The 17131-nt window shown below is 61.6% G+C and carries 14 protein-coding genes; 9 read left to right on the top strand and 5 right to left on the bottom strand.

The window, feature by feature from the left end; translation table 11 throughout:
* Positions 1-87: 87 nt before the first annotated feature.
* The 4 genes from AC0JZ8_RS11330 to xdhC all read left to right on the top strand — a co-directional run bounded on the left by AC0JZ8_RS11330 (position 88) and on the right by xdhC (position 6230).
* Positions 88-864 carry a 3-hydroxybutyrate dehydrogenase gene (locus AC0JZ8_RS11330; RefSeq protein WP_062455520.1) on the top strand — a complete coding sequence of 259 codons (777 nt, stop codon included), beginning with the start codon at positions 88-90 and terminating at the stop codon, positions 862-864.
* A 664-nt stretch (positions 865-1528) separates the two neighbouring features.
* The gene (xdhA, locus tag AC0JZ8_RS11325; RefSeq protein WP_471892522.1) at positions 1529-3001 is read left to right on the top strand and encodes a xanthine dehydrogenase small subunit; all 1473 of its coding nucleotides are present in this window, start codon (positions 1529-1531) and stop codon (positions 2999-3001) included.
* Positions 3001-5340 carry a xanthine dehydrogenase molybdopterin binding subunit gene (gene xdhB, locus AC0JZ8_RS11320; protein ID WP_471893358.1) on the top strand — a complete coding sequence of 780 codons (2340 nt, stop codon included), beginning with the start codon at positions 3001-3003 and terminating at the stop codon, positions 5338-5340. Before xdhA ends, xdhB begins: the two co-directional genes overlap by 1 nt.
* 32 nt (positions 5341-5372) lie before the next feature.
* Positions 5373-6230, top strand: coding sequence for a xanthine dehydrogenase accessory protein XdhC (gene xdhC / locus AC0JZ8_RS11315; RefSeq protein ID WP_471892521.1), 858 nt, complete (start codon positions 5373-5375; stop codon positions 6228-6230).
* 8 nt (positions 6231-6238) lie between these two features.
* Here xdhC and AC0JZ8_RS11310 read toward each other — a convergent pair whose 3' ends face one another.
* The gene (locus tag AC0JZ8_RS11310; protein WP_156461906.1) at positions 6239-6418 is read right to left on the bottom strand and encodes a hypothetical protein; all 180 of its coding nucleotides are present in this window, start codon (positions 6416-6418) and stop codon (positions 6239-6241) included.
* A 161-nt stretch (positions 6419-6579) separates the two neighbouring features.
* Here AC0JZ8_RS11310 and AC0JZ8_RS11305 point away from each other — a divergent pair, with 161 nt between their 5' ends.
* Positions 6580-7476, top strand: coding sequence for a LysR substrate-binding domain-containing protein (locus AC0JZ8_RS11305; RefSeq protein ID WP_244476133.1), 897 nt, complete (start codon positions 6580-6582; stop codon positions 7474-7476).
* Positions 7477-7489: 13 nt separating this feature from the next.
* Here the strand turns inward: AC0JZ8_RS11305 and AC0JZ8_RS11300 are convergent, their stop codons facing one another.
* The 3 genes from AC0JZ8_RS11300 to AC0JZ8_RS11290 form a co-directional block, all read right to left on the bottom strand.
* The gene (locus tag AC0JZ8_RS11300; RefSeq protein WP_471892520.1) at positions 7490-7876 is read right to left on the bottom strand and encodes a hypothetical protein; all 387 of its coding nucleotides are present in this window, start codon (positions 7874-7876) and stop codon (positions 7490-7492) included.
* 179 nt (positions 7877-8055) lie between these two features.
* Positions 8056-8439, bottom strand: a complete 384-nt coding sequence (locus AC0JZ8_RS11295; RefSeq protein ID WP_092660231.1) for a response regulator — start codon at positions 8437-8439, stop codon at positions 8056-8058.
* Positions 8440-10446: a GAF domain-containing protein gene (locus tag AC0JZ8_RS11290; RefSeq protein ID WP_062582790.1), complete on the bottom strand. Its 2007-nt coding sequence runs from the start codon at positions 10444-10446 to the stop codon at positions 8440-8442. It abuts the gene before it with no gap.
* A 179-nt stretch (positions 10447-10625) separates the two neighbouring features.
* Between AC0JZ8_RS11290 and AC0JZ8_RS11285 the strand changes: the two genes are divergently transcribed.
* The gene (locus AC0JZ8_RS11285; protein WP_371816154.1) at positions 10626-11579 is read left to right on the top strand and encodes a GGDEF domain-containing protein; all 954 of its coding nucleotides are present in this window, start codon (positions 10626-10628) and stop codon (positions 11577-11579) included.
* Positions 11580-11584: 5 nt separating this feature from the next.
* On the opposite strand, the gene AC0JZ8_RS11280 is transcribed toward AC0JZ8_RS11285, so the two are convergent.
* Positions 11585-12013 carry a GFA family protein gene (locus AC0JZ8_RS11280; protein WP_471892519.1) on the bottom strand — a complete coding sequence of 143 codons (429 nt, stop codon included), beginning with the start codon at positions 12011-12013 and terminating at the stop codon, positions 11585-11587.
* A 183-nt stretch (positions 12014-12196) separates the two neighbouring features.
* Here AC0JZ8_RS11280 and puuD point away from each other — a divergent pair, with 183 nt between their 5' ends.
* From puuD to AC0JZ8_RS11265, 3 genes are all read left to right on the top strand, one after another.
* Positions 12197-13438 (top strand): urate hydroxylase PuuD, encoded by a 1242-nt coding sequence (gene puuD, locus AC0JZ8_RS11275; RefSeq protein WP_430254493.1) that lies wholly within the window; start codon positions 12197-12199, stop codon positions 13436-13438.
* A gap of 8 nt (positions 13439-13446) precedes the next feature.
* Positions 13447-14790 carry a guanine deaminase gene (gene guaD, locus AC0JZ8_RS11270; RefSeq protein ID WP_471892518.1) on the top strand — a complete coding sequence of 448 codons (1344 nt, stop codon included), beginning with the start codon at positions 13447-13449 and terminating at the stop codon, positions 14788-14790.
* Positions 14791-15105: 315 nt separating this feature from the next.
* Complete coding sequence (locus tag AC0JZ8_RS11265) at positions 15106-17076, top strand: methyl-accepting chemotaxis protein (RefSeq protein ID WP_471892517.1); 1971 nt, start codon at positions 15106-15108, stop codon at positions 17074-17076.
* The last annotated feature ends 55 nt before the right edge of the window (positions 17077-17131 follow it).

The following is a 17131-nucleotide window of genomic DNA, read 5'->3' as shown; positions in this document are numbered from 1 at the left end:
TTGCCAGGGCGCAAGGTTTGAGCGTACCTTTCCAGTCGAGGCACCGCTCAAGCGCGGACGCTTTGGCCTAGGGAGGGTTTTATAAAAATGGCAAGAACCGTCGTCGTCACCGGCTCAACGTCCGGCATCGGTCTCGGCATCGCAAAGGGTTTTGCAGCCGCGGGCGATACGGTCGTGATCAACGGCTTTGGAGAAAAGGACGCAATCGAGGCCGCCTGCCGGATGCTCGACGAGGCGGGTGCCGCAACCGTCCTCTACCACCCGGCCGACATGACCAGGCCCGGCGAGATCGAGGATCTGATCCGGAGCACGGCGAAGACATTCGGAACGGTCGACGTCCTCGTCAACAATGCCGGCATTCAGCATGTGGCAAAGATCGAAGATTTTCCGCCGGAAAAATGGGACCAGCTGATCGCCATCCTCCTGTCGTCCGCCTTCCACACGATGCGCCACGCGATCCCGCTGATGAAGGCGCAAGGCAAGGGCCGCATCATCAACGTCGCCTCCGCCCACGGCCTCGTCGCCTCGCCGTTCAAATCCGCCTATGTGGCCGCCAAGCACGGCATCATGGGCCTCACCAAAAGCGTGGCGCTCGAAGTGGCGCAATCCGGCATCACCGTCAATGCCATCTGCCCCGGCTTCGTGCTGACGCCGCTGGTCGAAAAACAGATCCCCGCCCAGGCCCGCGAAAAGGGCATCAGCGAAGCGCAGGTGCGAGACGAAGTGTTGCTGCGGCTGCAGGCCACGAAGGAATTTGTCGCGGTCGAGGACGTGGCCGCCGCGGCGCTGTACCTCGCGAGCGATGCGGCAAGAAGTATCACGGGGACGCATCTCTCCATCGATGGCGGATGGACGGCGCAGTAGTTTAGGCGTGGGAGGCGATTGGGAGCGAGTGCAACTGAGGAAACGGCACGTCTCCGCTTCCCTCATTCCGTCTCCCTGCGCGTGCTCTCCGTGGCCGCGCGTTGTCCTCACCACGACCCTCATCCCTGTGCTTGTCACAGGGATCCAGTCACGCGAAGTCTTTCGCGTGGAGAGGCTCTTCCGCGTCGCGGACACGACGCTGCTGGGTTCCTGTGACAAGCACAGGAATGAGGAGAGTTGGGCGTGTGTTGCGACGGAGACGCTAGGTGGTCGCTGCGGCGGAAAGATCCGGACAACGCTCTCGGCGGAAAGGTTGCCTTCCGCGTCCCAGCCAAAAATATCTCCATCGACGTCGACCGCACTGCGCAGTAGACTTGCACGAAGCAAGCGATGTGGGCGACGGCGCCCACCCCCGTTTCCCTCATTCCTGTGCTCGTCACAGGAATCCAGTCACGCGAAGTCTTTCGCGTGGGAAAAGCCCTCCAGCGTCGCGGACGCGACGCTGCTGGATTCCTGTGACGAGCACAGGAATGAGGAGAGTTGCGCGGGTGTCGCGGCGGAGACGTCGGGCGTCGCGTCGCGGCAGAGACTTTGAGCGGATGCCTCGGCATCCGCCGCAATGAAATTGACAGCAGAAGCCGGGAACGGCGGACGAAGGAGACAGATGAGTTCAGCGATCCGCTTCATTCTCAACACGGAAGAGTTGAGCCTTGGAGATTTCGGCCCCACGGAAACGCTTCTCGATTATCTGCGCCTGAAGAGGCGGCTGACGGGGACGAAGGAAGGGTGTGCCGAGGGCGATTGTGGTGCCTGCACGGTGCTGGTGGGGAGGCTGAGCGAACGCGGCCTGATCTATGAAAGCGTCAATGCCTGCATCCGCCTGCTCGGATCGCTGCACGGAACCCATATCGTCACGGTCGAACATCTGGCCGCAAAGGATGGCGTTCTGCATCCGGTGCAGCAGGCGATGGTCGACTGTCATGGCTCGCAATGCGGCTTCTGCACGCCGGGCTTCGTGATGTCGCTTTATGGGCTCTGGCTTTCCAACGAACAGCCGTCGCGCCAGGACATCGAAAGCGCCTTGCAGGGCAATCTCTGTCGCTGCACCGGTTACGAGCCGATCGTCAAGGCGGCCGAACAGGTGGCGGAAAGCCGCCCGAGCGCGCTGTTTGATCCGCTGGAACGCGACCGCACCGAAATCATGGGCAAGCTTTTCTCCATGCAGTCGGCGACCGACACGATCGTCGTGGAGAAAGACGGCGCACGCTCCATCGTACCGGCCTCGGTCGAGGCCTTTGCCGAAGTCTTTTCCCAAAACCCTGATGCAACCGTCGTGGCCGGCGCCACTGACGTCGGGCTGTGGGTGACGAAGCAGCTGCGGCTGCTTGATCCTGTCATCTTCATCAACCACCTCAGCGAACTCAAGGCGATCACCATTGAGGATGGAGGCGTCTCCATCGGCGCCGGCGTCAGTTATGCGGATGCGCAAGGCGTGATGGATGCGGTGGTTCCCGCCTTCGGCCGGCTGATCGACCGGATCGGCGGCAGCCAGGTGCGCAACATGGGCACGATCGGCGGCAATATCGCCAACGGATCGCCGATCGGCGACACACCGCCGCCCCTGATCGCGCTGGGTGCCGAACTGACGCTGCGTTCCCATTCCGGTCGCCGCACGATGCCGCTCGAGAATTACTTCATCGCCTATGGCAAGCAGGACCGGCAGCCCGGCGAGTTGGTGGAAAAGATCGTCGTGCCGCGCCCGGCAGAAGACAGCCATTTCGCCGTCTACAAGATTTCCAAGCGTCGTGACGAGGATATTTCGGCGCTGTGCGGCGCGTTTTACCTGATGCTCGATGCGGAAGGGCTGGTCGAGGAGATCCGCATCGCCTTCGGCGGCATGGCGGCAATCCCGAAACGGGCGACCCATGTGGAAGATATGCTGATAGGACAGCCCTGGAGCTGGGGCGTGGTATCGGCCGTGCGCGACGCGTTCGATGCGGATTTCCAGCCTTTGACCGACTGGCGGGCGACGGCTGAATACCGAAGCCTGACGGCCAAGAACCTGTTGACGCGGTTCTTCCTGGAGACAGCGGGAGCACCGAGCGAGTTGCACCGGTTCGAGCTGGAGGAAGCATGATGGACAATACAAGCTTTCCGATGAAGCCCGTGATCGACGGCCCGATGCATGTGTCGCTAAAGCATGATTCGGCGCACAAGCATGTGACCGGGCAGGCCGAATATATCGACGATATTCCAGAACCCGCGGGCACGCTGCATGGCGGGCTGGGCCTTGCGGATCGCGCCCATGCGCAGATCGTCTCGATCGACCTCGAAGTCGTGAAAGCAGCCCCCGGCGTCGTTTGGGTGATGACGGCAGACGATATTCCGGGTGCCAACGACGTCGGCTCGACCGGACGCCATGACGAGCCGCTGCTGGCGACCGATCTCGTGCAGTTCCATGGCCAGCCGATCTTTGCAGTGTTTGCGGAAACGCGCGACCAGGCCCGGCGGGCAGCACTTCTGGCGAAGATCGAGTATAGCGACCTTCCCCACTGGAGCGACATCGCAGGTGCGCGCGACAATGGCGCGCCATTCGTGACCGAACCGATGACGCTGAAGCGCGGCGAGCCGGAGGCCGAGATCGGCAAGCCGCTGCTTCGGGTTCAGGCCTCGATGGAAATCGGCGGCCAGGAGCATTTCTACCTCGAAAGCCACATTGCCTTTGCCATTCCGGGCGAGGATGACGACGTGATCGTCTGGTCCTCGACCCAGCATCCGAGCGAGGTGCAGCATATGGTGGCGCATGTGCTGGGCGTGCCGAACCACGCGATCGAAGTCCGCACCAGACGCATGGGCGGCGGTTTCGGCGGCAAGGAGACCCAGGGCAACCAGTTCGCAGCCCTTGCGGCCGTCGCGGCAAAGAAGCTCAACCGGGCGGTCAAATTCCGGCCGGACCGCGACGAAGACATGTCGATGACCGGAAAGCGCCATGATTTCCGGGTCGATTACGATATCGCCTTCGACGAGGACGGCCGCATCCACGCGGTCGATGCGACCTACGCGGCGCGTTGCGGCTTTTCCGCCGATCTCTCTGGTCCCGTCACCGACCGGGCGCTGTTTCATGCGGATTCGAGCTATTTCTACCCGCATGTGCACCTGACGTCGCAGCCGTTGAAGACCCACACGGTTTCCAACACGGCCTTTCGCGGGTTCGGCGGGCCGCAGGGCATGCTCGGCGCCGAGCGGATGATCGAGGAAATCGCCTACGCGGTCGGCAAAGACCCGCTCGAGGTGCGCAAGCTCAATTTCTACGGACAGCCCGGCTCCGGCCGCACCACGACCCCCTATCATCAGGAGGTCGAGGACTGCGTTATCGCCCGCATTGTCGAGGAACTGGAACAGTCGAGCGACTATCAGGCGCGGCGACAGGCGATCCTCGAATTCAACGCGCAAAGCCCCGTCATTCGCAAGGGCATCGCGCTGACGCCGGTCAAGTTCGGCATCTCGTTCACGCTCACCGCCTACAATCAGGCGGGCGCGCTGGTGCATGTCTATAACGACGGTTCGATCCACCTGAACCACGGCGGCACCGAGATGGGCCAAGGTCTCTATACCAAGGTGGCGCAGGTCGTGGCCGACGCCTTCCAGGTGGATATCGACCGGGTGAAGATCACGGCGACCACCACCGGCAAGGTGCCGAACACATCCGCGACGGCTGCCTCTTCCGGCTCCGATCTCAACGGCATGGCCGCCTACGATGCCTGCCGGCAGATCAAGGAGCGGCTGGTGGATTTCGCCTGCCGGCAGTGGAAGGTTGAGAAATCCGAGGTGGAATTTCTGCCCAACAGAATCCGCATCGGCGGTGATACCGTGCCGTTCGATACATTCGTCAAAGCCGCCTATTACGACCGGGTCCAGCTTTCCGCCGCAGGTTTCTACAAGACGCCGAAGATCCATTGGGACCGGGCGGCCGGAAAAGGCCATCCGTTCTATTATTTCGCCTATGGCGCCTGCGTGTCGGAAGTCTCGATCGACACCCTGACCGGTGAATACATGATGGATCGAACCGACATTCTCCACGATGTCGGAAAGTCGCTCAATCCGGCGATCGATATCGGCCAGATCGAAGGCGCCTTCGTGCAGGGCATGGGGTGGCTGACCACCGAAGAACTGTGGTGGGATGCCAAGGGTCGCCTCAGAACGCACGCGCCCTCCACCTACAAGATCCCGCTCGCCTCAGACCGGCCGAAGATCTTCAACGTGCAGCTGGCGGAATGGTCGGAAAACGCCGAACCAACCATCGGCCGCTCGAAAGCCGTCGGCGAACCTCCCTTCATGCTGGCGATCTCGGTTCTGGAAGCAATCTCGATGGCGGTGGCAAGCGTTGCAGACTACACCGCCTGCCCGAGGCTCGATGCGCCAGCCACGCCGGAAAGGGTGCTGATGGCGGTCGAGCGGATGAAGGCTTTGGGGTGAACCGCGATGCCGCAGCCGCATGAGCCTCAACCATGACCCTGCCGCTTGCCGCGTTTCTCGCCGCCAACGCCGCATCGATCCTCGTCGAGATCGCCGAGGCGAAGGGTTCGACGCCGCGTGAGCAAGGTACGTTCATGCTGGTGAGCAGCAGTGCGATCTGGGGCACGATCGGCGGCGGCCAGTTCGAATATATGGCGATCGACAATGCGCGTGCCATCCTGGCAGGCTTGGGCGCAGCGGTGATGGATATTCCGCTGGGGCCTGAGATCGGCCAGTGCTGCGGCGGTCGCACGAAACTCGTGTTTACTGTCGTGACGCCTGAAGTCGCTACGGATCTGCAAACCCGTATCCGCTTCGAAGAGGACACGCGCCCCGAAATCTACCTGTTCGGCTGCGGCCATGTGGGTCTGGCGCTGGCACGCGCTCTCGCGCCCCTGCCCTTTGCCGTGACCGTCATCGAGACACGCGCCGAGGCGCTGGAGGGACTGCCACCAGAAGTTTCCGCACGGCTGGCCGCCATGCCGGAAGCGCATGTGGCGGAGATTGCGCCGGGTGGCGCGGCTGTCATCCTCACCCACGACCATGCGCTGGATTTCCTGATCGCCGAACGGGCGCTCTCGCGGGGAGACCTCGCCTATGTCGGCATGATCGGCTCGGCCACAAAGCGCGCGACATTTGCAAACTGGCTGCAGCGGCAGACGGAGAACCGCGAAACGAGTGCGGCGATGATATCTAGGCTGACGCTGCCGGTCGGCAGTGTGTCGGCTGATGACAGCGTCAAGGACAAGCGCCCGGCGGTGATCGCAGCGCTGGTCGCCGCCGAACTGTTGCACCGCGTCCCCGCCGGGCACCCGGTCGAAGAGGGTATGCCCGCACGTTCTTCGGTCTGACACGCGCCTCACGGAAAGCGCTGGTAGCGATCCACCTCGGCCCACGCCTCGGAACGGAAGCGACGCTTGACGGTGCTGGGCGAGATCCTCTCGTCGAGCAGACCGAAGGCCCGCAGTTCGTCCTCGCTGACATTCTCCACGTCGCACCGCTGGCGGGAGCCCGAGATCATCGATGTCAAAAAAACCACGCTTGTTTTCAGGCGCAGAAATGCAGCGCGCAAACCACTGAACATGGCCGCTTCTCCCTTGTTGAGTCATCATTGATTTGATGTTTGTGCTTGGAAGATGCGCGCAAAAATGCTCCGTTTCCAATGGAACATCCGTCTGGATGGATGAAGAGGGCTTATCCATGAAAATGTCGACGAACTTTCCGCTGAACGCCCTTCGCGTCTTCGAAGCGGCAGCGCGGCACCTAAGTTTCACCAGGGCCGGCGAAGAGCTGGGCATGACGCAGACGGCCGTGAGCTATCAGATCAAGCTTCTCGAGGAGACTTTGGGCGACCAGCTTTTCCTCCGCCGGCCGCGACAGGTGACATTGACGGCGGCAGGCGAGCGGCTGGCACCAAAAATATCGGAAGCGTTCGGCATCATGGACGAGGCTGTGGCGGGAACGAAGGAACTGTCAGAGAGCACGCTGGTCATCCACACGACCGCGACATTCGCATACCGGTGGCTCGCCCCTCATCTCGGCACATTCCAGATGCAGAACCCCGACATCGCGGTGCGGCTCGAAACCTCCCAGACCGTGGTGGACTTCACCCGGACCGAAGCCGACGTGGCGATCCGCAGCGGCACCGGCCACTGGCCGGGACTGACCTCGCATTTCCTGATGAAGAGCGATTTTACGCCGATGCTGAGCCCGGTGCTGGCCGAAACGATCGGCGGCGTTCGCGAGCCGGCCGACATCCTGAAGCTGCGGATCATCGACGCGGGCGATGTCTGGTGGCGGCTGTGGCTTGCCGCGGCCGGTATTCCCGATGCGGATCTCGGGGGACGACCGAACAGCCGTTTCGGGGCACAGGCTTTCGAGGCGGCGGCCGCGATCGCCGGCCAGGGCGTGGCGATCCTGAAGCCCGAGTTCTACGCCGACGACGTCGCGCTCGGACGACTGATCCAGCCGTTCGAACTCAGGGCCTCGGACGGCAACGACTATTGGTTCGCCTATCAGGAGACGCGGCGGCATTCGAAGAAGATCCGCGCCTTCCGTGATTTCATGCGCCTCATGATGCCGAGTTTCCGAGACTGATCATGCTGGTCGTTCAAAAGCCCATGTCGGGTGCGTAGAAACAACGCAACGTGTCTTCCGTCGGATAAAGACAGATGTGATATTCGGAATCGGTGCTGCGGCGAGCCTCGCTCTGCGGCAGCTGGAAATCATGGGTGCGGGTGACCAGACGGTGGTCACCGGGCTTCAGGATGATTTCGTAACCGCCGCTTGTGATCCTGACATTCCTGGTCGGGATCCTCTGGCAGTCGCCGGTATGATTGTTACCGTTGCAGCAGTAGGACTCGTATTTGAAGCCGCTCACGGCCTCGTGCGCCCGCCCCTGTGGGATGGGAATGCCGAACGTGGATACACCGGATACAAACGCAATCACCGCGCCCGTTGGAAGGCACCGCCTGCTCGGCGTCATGTCGCTACGCATAAGCCTGTTCTCCGTTGATGAATGTCATCTCCGGCGACGCGCTCAACGCAATACCCGGCACCGCCGGAGGACTTGCAAAGCTTACAATACGCGAGTCGGCTGGTGCCGCTAAACAAAATAGTGCGGCGCACAACTTGCCTATTAGATTTTTCTTAAGGAACCAACACTCAGGCAGGTTTTCAGAGGTGCGAGACCATCCGGTGCAGCTGGGCGGCGATCTTGGCGGCATCGTAGGGCTTGCTGTAGAACACGCTGCGGGCCGGCATATCGTCCTTGCCGAGCTTCACATGGCCGGACACGATGATGATCTCGATCGGCGGCCAGCGGTCGCGCACCATGGCGGCCAGCCGCATTCCGTTCATGCTGCCCGGCATATCGATGTCGGTAAAGACGATGCGGATATCCTTACGTTCCTGGAGAATTTCGACTGCCTGATCGGCACTTCGAGCCTCGACGGCTTCGAAACCGGCTTCTTCTACGAGGTCCGTCGCCATCATCAAGAGCAGCGGTTCGTCCTCAACTACGAGTACGACGTGCCTTGAAGGCGGGGTATGTGATCCCATTCAGATATCTGCCTGCTGGAGCTGAGGGAGAGACGCGTGCATCTGGGCGACGAAGCCCGATGGTTCATAACGAACGTTAACGCCGCCTGTTCCGGCCAGTCCCATACGAATAAGTTTCGATCCAAACCCATTGGCCTGCGGTTCGGCAACCTGGGGCCCGCCGCTTTCCTGCCAGCTGAAGTTGAACGACGAAAGATCGCCCTCGCCTTCCACGTGCCAATTGATGGCAACGCGGCCTGTCGTGTTGGAGAGGCTGCCATACTTGATCGCGTTGGTGGCGAGCTCGTGCAGCACGAGCGACAGCGACAGCGTACCCTTGGGTCCAAGCATGATCGGATCGCCGACGATGTCGATCCGCTCGCGCACGGAGAGACGGTCGAGCGTCTTTTCAACGACGTTGGAAACGGGGGCACTGCTCCAGTTACGCTCGAGAAGGATTTCGTGCGCGGTGCTCAGCGCATGCAGGCGACGCTCGAAAGCGTCCACGTGGTTGCGCTCCTTGACCGGACGCAGGGTCTGCGAGGCGATGGCCTGCACCATGGCAAGCGTGTTTTTCAGACGGTGCCCGAGCTCACGCTGCAAAACCATCTGTTCGGCCTCGGCATGCACGCGGGCAATCGCGGCCTGGATGCGATCGCCAAAGCTGCGCAAGAAAGCCAGTTCTTCGGTGCTCCACGCATAGGGATGTGTGTGATGGGCGAACACGACCAGATTGAAACGCCCCTGATCCATGATCGGCACATTGACGAGGACGCGGATATCGAGATCCAGCAGTGCCTGCGCATTGTCGCGGGTTCTCGGGTCCTGCGTGACATCGGGGATGACGACGGGGTTGCCAAGCCTCAGATCGTTGATGAACGAGCCGTAATCACGGAAGTGATGCCGGCCGGAAAGAGACACGACACCGGGCGCCGTCCATTCCGGCTGCATCAGCACCGTCTCGTCAGCAAGGTTGACGATGCCGAAACCGGCGCGGGTGGCATCCAGTGCCTTGGCCATCAGGTCGGCCGCCGCCATCGCCATGGACTCTGTGTCGGTCAGATGATTGAGACGGTCGCCGAGATCGAGCAGAGCCTGGACGCGGGCGGCCGCCCGCTTGATGACTGTGACGTCCTTCACCGCACCGATCATCTTGATCGGCCGTCCGCTCTCGTCGTGAACGAAACTGGCGGTGCGCGAAATCCAGCGGATTCCGACATCCGTATTGATGCGATACTCGACGTCGAGCGAATCCGTGGCCTCCCGACGGCCGAGGTCGCTCGACTGCAAGCCCCGGTCGCTCTCCACGACCATTCCCTCAAACAGGGAGGACGGATAGATCGGTGCGACGGGCAGATGGAAGATGCGGCAAAAGGCCGGCGACGTCTTGGCCTGACCGGTCTCGATATCCACTTCGAACGTGCCGACGCCGCCAGCCTCCTGGGCAGCCAGCGTCTCGTTTGCAGCGGCCCGCATATGCGATGTCAGGCTCTTCTGCCGGCGAAACAGATCGTCCTTGCGCTGCGACAGCCGGCGCGCTTCAAACAGCGCAATCACCTGGCCTGCAAGCGCGCGCAGTCCTTCGCGCTGTTCGTTGTCGAGACCGTGCGGCCGCGGCACACTGTCGATGACGCAGAGGCTGCCGATGGTGATATTGTCGGGCGTGATCAGCGGTGCGCCCGCGTAAAAGCGGATGAATGGCTCGCCGGTCACCAGCGTGTTGTCGCGCGTGCGCGGATCGTCCTTGAGATCGGGAATGATCAGAAGATCGGAACTGGCGAGCGCATGGCGGCAGACCGACTGGGAGAGCGGCGTTTCAGACGGGCTGAACCCGACACGCGCCTTGAACCACTGGCGTTCCGCATCGACAAGACTGATAAGCGCCACCGGCGCCTTGCAAAGCGCGGTGGCGATCTGGACGATCCCGTCGAACTCCGGTTCAGACGGAGAATCCATGATGTCGTAGGCTTCGAGGGCCTCGAGACGATCGAGAAGGGCGGCGTGTTCGTCGAGATCGGCGATGAGCAAGGGAAACTCTGAAAATTGCAATTGACGCTAAGATAGGGCGCAAAAATGATTTGTCACCACTGCACGGTCACTGCTGCTGCTCAACCGCGTATACCGCGGGTTGAAACAAATTGCCTAACTGATCATTCATAAGTAACAGCTAAGAAATACGCAGACAGAGACTCACATTCTGGGACATCATGGCCTTGAACGACGACGCGACGCTGCGGCAGATGGCCGGGCTGATGGAAGTTGCAGGCGTCCTGATCGCAGTGTTCGATCAGGACGACAGGCTACGTTTCGCCAATCGTGCGTTCCGGGACGCCTGGTGCCTCGACGAGACCGAAAATCCGCTCTGGTCGGAGATGATGCGCCGCAACTTCCTGTCAGCGCGCGGCACGGTCATCAAGGCGACGGATTTCGAGACATGGCTGCGCTCCACCCTTTCGCGGCGCGGCAAGACCGGCTTTCGCGCCTACGAAACCGACCTTCACGACGGCCGCTGGCTCTGGATGACGGAAACCATGCAGCCGAACGGCTGGATGCTGTGCGTTGCAAGTGACATCACCTCGATGCGCCCCGACGAAAGAACGCTCCGGCAGGACCGCGACGACGCGATCAGGGTCTCCCAGATCGACGAACTGACCGGCATTCCAAGCCGGCGGTTCGCGATGGCAAAGATCGACGATCTGTTGCGCTCGCAAGGTGGGGCGCCATCGCAGCCGGCCGGATGCCTGGCCGTGCTCGACATCGACAATTTCAAATATATCAACGACCGTTTCGGCCATTCGGTCGGCGATGCGGTGCTGAAGGACTTTGCCAAGACACTGCACAGCCATGTGCGAAAGACCGACGTTCTCGGCCGTGTCGGCGGCGAGGAATTCGTGCTGATCCTGCCCAATGCATCACCGGAAAACGCGCTGACGATCGTCGGCAAGATGCTGGAGGCGGTGCGTCACTCGCGGCCCGTCGCGGAACAGCAGAGCTTCCGCTACACGTTTTCTGCAGGCATCGCGTCCGGCGACAGCGGCGATAGCGCCGCCGACCTCTACCGGCGCGCCGACTTGGCCCTTTATGCCGCCAAGATGCGGGGCCGCAACCAGGTCTGCCTCGATCCGGAAACACGCCTGGGACGGATTACTGCCGCTGTCTGACAGCCTCAGGATGTCGAGTATCTGAGGACACCTGCAATCCCCGAATTTGGATCGGCACCCGTATCAGCCGGATGACGGACGCCGTCCATGACCGTCACTTCGGGGAAATCGAACGGACTGACACCTTCGATGCAGGCGACATTGATGCCGAACTGCTCCGGATTTGAGCGTCGCTGGTGATGGGTATAGATGCCGCATGTCTTGCAGAAATAGTGTTTCGCAGTCCCCGTATTGAACTGGTAGAGCGCCAGGCTGTCCTCGCCCTCAAGGATGGTGAGATCGCTCAGCAGCGCAGAGGCAACGACGGCTCCCCGCATGCGGCAAAACGAGCAGTCACAGCGCCGGATCGTGTTGAACCCATCCGACAACTTGACCCGCAAGCGCACCGCGCCGCAGTGGCACGAGGCATGATGGGGTTCTGCGGTTTCGCTCATGGGTAGCTCCTCGATCCTGATACGCCCGAAAGCTAGTCCGGATGGACGGGCACGGCAACCTCGCCCGCTCCCCTCATTGCCATATGATCTGTATCGGAATGACGGTGGCGTCCGACCCTCTTCCCTCGCGATCCTTTTTTGCCCAAAGTGCGCTGCAGGGGAACTGAATCGGGAACACACGGAATGTACGAATACGCGATCGCCTGGGAATGGCTGAGCTTTGCAGCGCGCTGGTTTCACGTCATCACTGCGATCGCCTGGATCGGCTCGTCCTTCTACTTCATCGCGCTTGATCTCGGGCTGGTGAAGCGGGCGCATCTTCCCGTCGGTGCCTATGGCGAGGAATGGCAGGTCCATGGCGGCGGGTTCTATCACATCCAGAAGTATCTGGTGGCGCCGGCGCAGATGCCGGAGCACCTGACCTGGTTCAAGTGGGAAAGCTACGCCACCTGGCTCTCCGGCTTCCTGATGCTGTGCATCGTCTATTATGGCGGCGCAGACCTGTTCCTGATCGACCGCACGGTGATGGACCTGTCATCCCTGCAGGCGATCGGTCTGTCGCTGGCCTCGCTCGGGATCGGCTGGGTCATCTACGACCAGCTGTGCAAATCGCCTGTCGGCAAAAACACCTGGGCGCTGATGGGCATTCTCTATGTGGTTCTGGTCGCAATGGCCTGGGGCTACACGCAGATATTCTCCGGCCGCGCCGCCTTCCTGCATCTCGGCGCCTTCACCGCCACGATCATGTCGGCCAACGTGTTCATGATCATCATGCCCAACCAGCGCATCGTCGTCGCCGACCTGATCGCCGGGCGCACGCCCGATCCGAAATACGGCGCGATTGCCAAGCAGCGTTCGCTGCACAACAACTACCTGACCCTGCCCGTCATCTTCTTCATGCTGTCGAACCATTATCCGCTGGCGTTTGCCACCCATTTCAACTGGGTGATCGCGGCGCTGATCTTCCTGATGGGCGTGACGATCCGGCACTGGTTCAACACCACCCATGCGCGCAAGGGCAAGCCGACCTGGACCTGGCTAGTGACGGTGCTCCTGTTCATCGCCATCATGTGGCTTTCGACCGTGCCGAAAGTGCTGACCGGCGAGACCGAGATATCGAGCGCATCGGCCATGACGCCGATCCAGCAGACATTCGCATCCGACACGCATTTCGTCGCGGCGCGCAACGTCGTTCAGGGGCGCTGTTCGATGTGCCATGCAGCAGAGCCGGTCTGGGAGGGCATCACCTTCACGCCAAAATCGGTGAAGCTGGAAACCGATGCGGAGATTGCTGCCCACGCCCGCGAGATCTATATCCAGGCCGGCCGGAGCCACGCCATGCCGCCAGGCAACGTGTCCGCCATCACCCCCGAGGAGCGCCGTCTTCTCGTTGCGTGGTATGAAAGTGCAATAGCGTCGAAATAGAGTTTTAGATGACCGATTCCCTGATCCGCGGCCGCCTTCTTTCATTCAAGCGTGCGCCCCTCGCGATGACCGATACCGACAGCTATTCGTACGAGCACGACGGCGCCCTCCTCGTGTCCGGCGGCCGGATCACCGCAACCGGCGACTACGCGCAGGTCAAGGCGCAGGCGCCAGCCGATATCGAGGAGATCGATCACCGGCCGCACCTCATCCTGCCTGGGATGATCGACACCCATGTGCATTTTCCGCAGATGCAGGTGATCGCGTCCTATGCCGGCAACCTTCTGGAATGGCTCAACACCTACACATTCCCCGAGGAATGCCGCTTCGTCGAAAGCGATCACGCGACGCGCATCGCCACACATTTCTACGACGAGTTCCTGCGCCACGGCACGACGACGGCCGTTGCCTATTGCTCCGTCCACAAGACTTCCGCCGACGCGTTTTTCGCCGAGGCGATGAAGCGCAACATGTGCATGGTCGGCGGCAAGGTGATGATGGATCGCAATGCACCGCAGGGCCTGCTCGACACGGCCGAGATGGGCTATGACGAAACCAGAGCCGTGATTGCCGAATGGCATGGCAAGGGCCGCAACCACGTCGCCATCACGCCCCGCTTTGCGATCACCTCGACGCCGGGCCAGATGAAGGCGGCGGAAGCGTTGGCGCAGGAATTCCCCGACCTGTTCATCCAGACGCACCTCTCGGAAAACCACGACGAAATCAAGTATACTGCCGAGCTCTATCCGGAAGCGACGGACTATACCGACATCTATGCCCGCTACGGCCTGCTGGGGAAAAAGACGCTGCTCGGCCACGCCATCCATCTCTCCGAGCGTGAGGCAGATGCGCTGTCGGAAGCCGGCAGCATTGCCGTGCATTGCCCGACCTCCAACCTGTTCCTCGGTTCCGGCCTGTTTCCGCTGAAAGCCTTGAGGAGGCGCGAAAAGCCCGTCCGTGTTTCCGTCGCGACCGATATCGGCGGCGGTTCCAGCTATTCGATGCTGAAGACCATGGACGAGGCCTACAAGATCCAGCAACTGCTGGGCGAACGTCTCAATCCGCTCGAAAGCTACTACCTGATGACCCGCGGCAATGCCGAGGCGCTGGGCATGGAGGCCGACATCGGCACGCTCGACATCGGATCGATGGCCGACCTCGTCATCCTCGACGCCGGATCGACACCCGCAATGCGGCTTCGGATGGAAACGGTGAAGACCCTGCCCGAAGAGCTGTTCCTGCTGCAGACCATGGGCGACGACCGCGCGGTGGTGGAAACCTATGTTGCGGGCAAGGCGATGAAGACGGGGCTGGGCGGCGATGAAATGCAGACTGGTGCCGTGGAGGCCTGACGTCTCGAAGTAGCCGGGCTGTCGGGACAGGATACCCCATCCCTCCGGGCGCAACCGGCGAACGAAACACCAAGTCTAGAATCCAGTCGTGATGCATTTTCACTGTAATATCAGCGCTTAATTATATTTAAACTATAACTTATTACGCCTGTCTGCGACAGAATATCCCCTGGCAGCCATGAAGGCAGAGCGCAGCTGTCATGCCACACAAGTTTGCCTGACCAATCGATCAGTTTGCATGCGCTCCAGCGATCCCGGCTGGCGCCAGCAACGCTGATGGAATGGAGGCTTCTCCGCTACTCCACGAGGGGTTCTATGTCGTTTTTGAAAAATGCGAGTATTCGCACCAAAATACTGTCTGTCCTTATCCCGCTCTGCGTCGTTGGCCTGGGCGCTACAAGCTTCGTTGCAAGCCGCTACAAGGCTGCCGATACCAGCTACTCCGATTTTATTTCGACAGACACCGTTGCGGCTGTGGAAATGGCCCGCGCCAACCGCAATCTTGCGGCGACGGGCTATGCCGCCTACCAGACCCTTGCCTATCCCAGGGGCAGCGAGGGGATGACGGCTGCCACTGCTTTCTACAAGGAAAGCAAAACCAACCTGATGGTGCGTCTCGAGCATATCCGTACACTCGTGCCAACCAGAGCGGCAGACCTCGACCCGCTCGTGACCCGCGTCAAGGCAGTCCTCACGCTGACTGACGAGGCTGTTGCCCTCGGTGAAAACGACCAGGACGAAATCGCCAAGGCAGCTCTTGTGAAGGTCGATCAGCAGGTTCTGCCGCTGGCGAAGGACCTCGCGGCATTCCTCGAGCGGTTGAGCGCAGATGTGAATACCAAGAGCAACGCGATCACCGACGAAACGAACTCGACGATCTTCAACGCACTGCTCGTTCTCGCAGTCGTGTTTTCAGCCGGTATCGTCGGAGCGCTCCTCGTCTCCGCCAAGGGCATCACCAAGCCGATTGCCAACCTGCGCGAACGCATGGCGTCATTGGCACGGGGTGAAACAGAGGCACCGATCGAAGGTCAGGATCGCCGCGACGAGCTTGGCGCCATGGCGGCAGCCGTTGCCGTGTTCCGCGACAACGCGCTGGAGCGCATCCGCCTCGAACGCGAAGCCGATGCCAACCGGAGCCTGTCCGATCGCGAACGCATCGAACGCGACGCGCAAAAGGCAAAGGACGCCGCTGACACCCAGTTCGCGGTGGACCAGCTTGCCGGCGGACTGGCAAAGCTTGCGCAGGGTGATGTCGCCTACCGCCTCGACACGCCGTTCGTCGCGCATCTCGATGCACTGCGCAACAACTTCAACGATTCGGTTGCCAACCTTCAGGAAACCCTGCAGGCCGTCGGCAACAATGCCCGCGGCATCGACGGCGGCGCCAATGAGATCCGTGCGGCCGCCGACGATCTGTCCAAGCGCACCGAACAGCAGGCTGCATCGGTCGAAGAAACCGCAGCCGCCTTGGAGCAGATCACCACCACGGTGAAGGATTCCAGCAAGCGCGCCGAAGAAGTCGGCAACCTCGTCACCAAGGCCCGTGCCGGTGCCGAGCGTTCCGGCGCAGTCGTGCGCGATGCGGTCACCGCCATGCAGGGGATCGAAAAGTCCTCGGGCGAGATCTCCAGCATCATCGGCGTCATCGACGAAATCGCCTTCCAGACCAACCTTCTCGCCCTGAACGCCGGTGTCGAAGCCGCGCGTGCCGGTGAAGCGGGCAAGGGTTTCGCCGTCGTCGCACAGGAAGTCCGCGAACTCGCACAGCGGTCTGCCAAGGCCGCCAAGGAGATCAAGGAACTGATCACCGCATCGAGCGAACACGTCCGCTCCGGCGTCCACCTGGTCGGCGAGACCGGCAAGGCGCTGGAAGTCATCGTCGCCGAAGTCCAGGAGATCAACCGGCACGTCAACGCAATCGTCGACTCCGCACGCGAACAGGCGGTCGGGCTGCAGGAGATCAACACGGCGGTCAACACGATGGACCAGGGCACCCAGCAGAACGCCGCCATGGTGGAAGAATCGACTGCGGCCAGCCACTCGCTTGCCAAGGAAGCAGCCTCGCTGAACGACCTCCTGTCGCGCTTCAACCTCGGCCAGGGCGAAAACCGCTCCGCATCGGTTGGCCGTCGCGGCCATGCTCCGTCGGCTCCGATGGCCGTATCGCCGGCCTCGCGCCAGACACCATCGCCGGCACGAGCACTCGGCAACCGCATCGCTTCAGCCTTCGGCGGCGGTTCGTCATCGGCCGCGGCACAGGCCCAGTCCTGGGAAGAATTCTGAGGCTCAGCCACAAAACCCGGCCACAGATTGAGTAAACTACGACGGGCGGCCTTGG

This window comes from Velazquezella soli, assembly GCF_977018685.1.
Note: the sequence above shows the minus strand (reverse complement) of the source record. Positions and strands in the feature narration are given on the sequence as shown.

Coding starts and splice junctions, on each gene's coding strand:
- xdhB (WP_471893358.1), top strand. CDS start 3,001: ATGGACAATACAAGCTTTCCGATGAAGCCCGTGATCGACGGCCCGATG.
- AC0JZ8_RS11285 (WP_371816154.1), top strand. CDS start 10,626: ATGGCCTTGAACGACGACGCGACGCTGCGGCAGATGGCCGGGCTGATG.
- AC0JZ8_RS11330 (WP_062455520.1), top strand. CDS start 88: ATGGCAAGAACCGTCGTCGTCACCGGCTCAACGTCCGGCATCGGTCTC.
- AC0JZ8_RS11300 (WP_471892520.1), bottom strand. CDS start 7,876: ATGCGTAGCGACATGACGCCGAGCAGGCGGTGCCTTCCAACGGGCGCG.
- AC0JZ8_RS11295 (WP_092660231.1), bottom strand. CDS start 8,439: ATGGGATCACATACCCCGCCTTCAAGGCACGTCGTACTCGTAGTTGAG.
- puuD (WP_430254493.1), top strand. CDS start 12,197: ATGTACGAATACGCGATCGCCTGGGAATGGCTGAGCTTTGCAGCGCGC.
- AC0JZ8_RS11265 (WP_471892517.1), top strand. CDS start 15,106: ATGTCGTTTTTGAAAAATGCGAGTATTCGCACCAAAATACTGTCTGTC.
- xdhA (WP_471892522.1), top strand. CDS start 1,529: ATGAGTTCAGCGATCCGCTTCATTCTCAACACGGAAGAGTTGAGCCTT.
- guaD (WP_471892518.1), top strand. CDS start 13,447: ATGACCGATTCCCTGATCCGCGGCCGCCTTCTTTCATTCAAGCGTGCG.
- xdhC (WP_471892521.1), top strand. CDS start 5,373: ATGACCCTGCCGCTTGCCGCGTTTCTCGCCGCCAACGCCGCATCGATC.
- AC0JZ8_RS11280 (WP_471892519.1), bottom strand. CDS start 12,013: ATGAGCGAAACCGCAGAACCCCATCATGCCTCGTGCCACTGCGGCGCG.
- AC0JZ8_RS11305 (WP_244476133.1), top strand. CDS start 6,580: ATGAAAATGTCGACGAACTTTCCGCTGAACGCCCTTCGCGTCTTCGAA.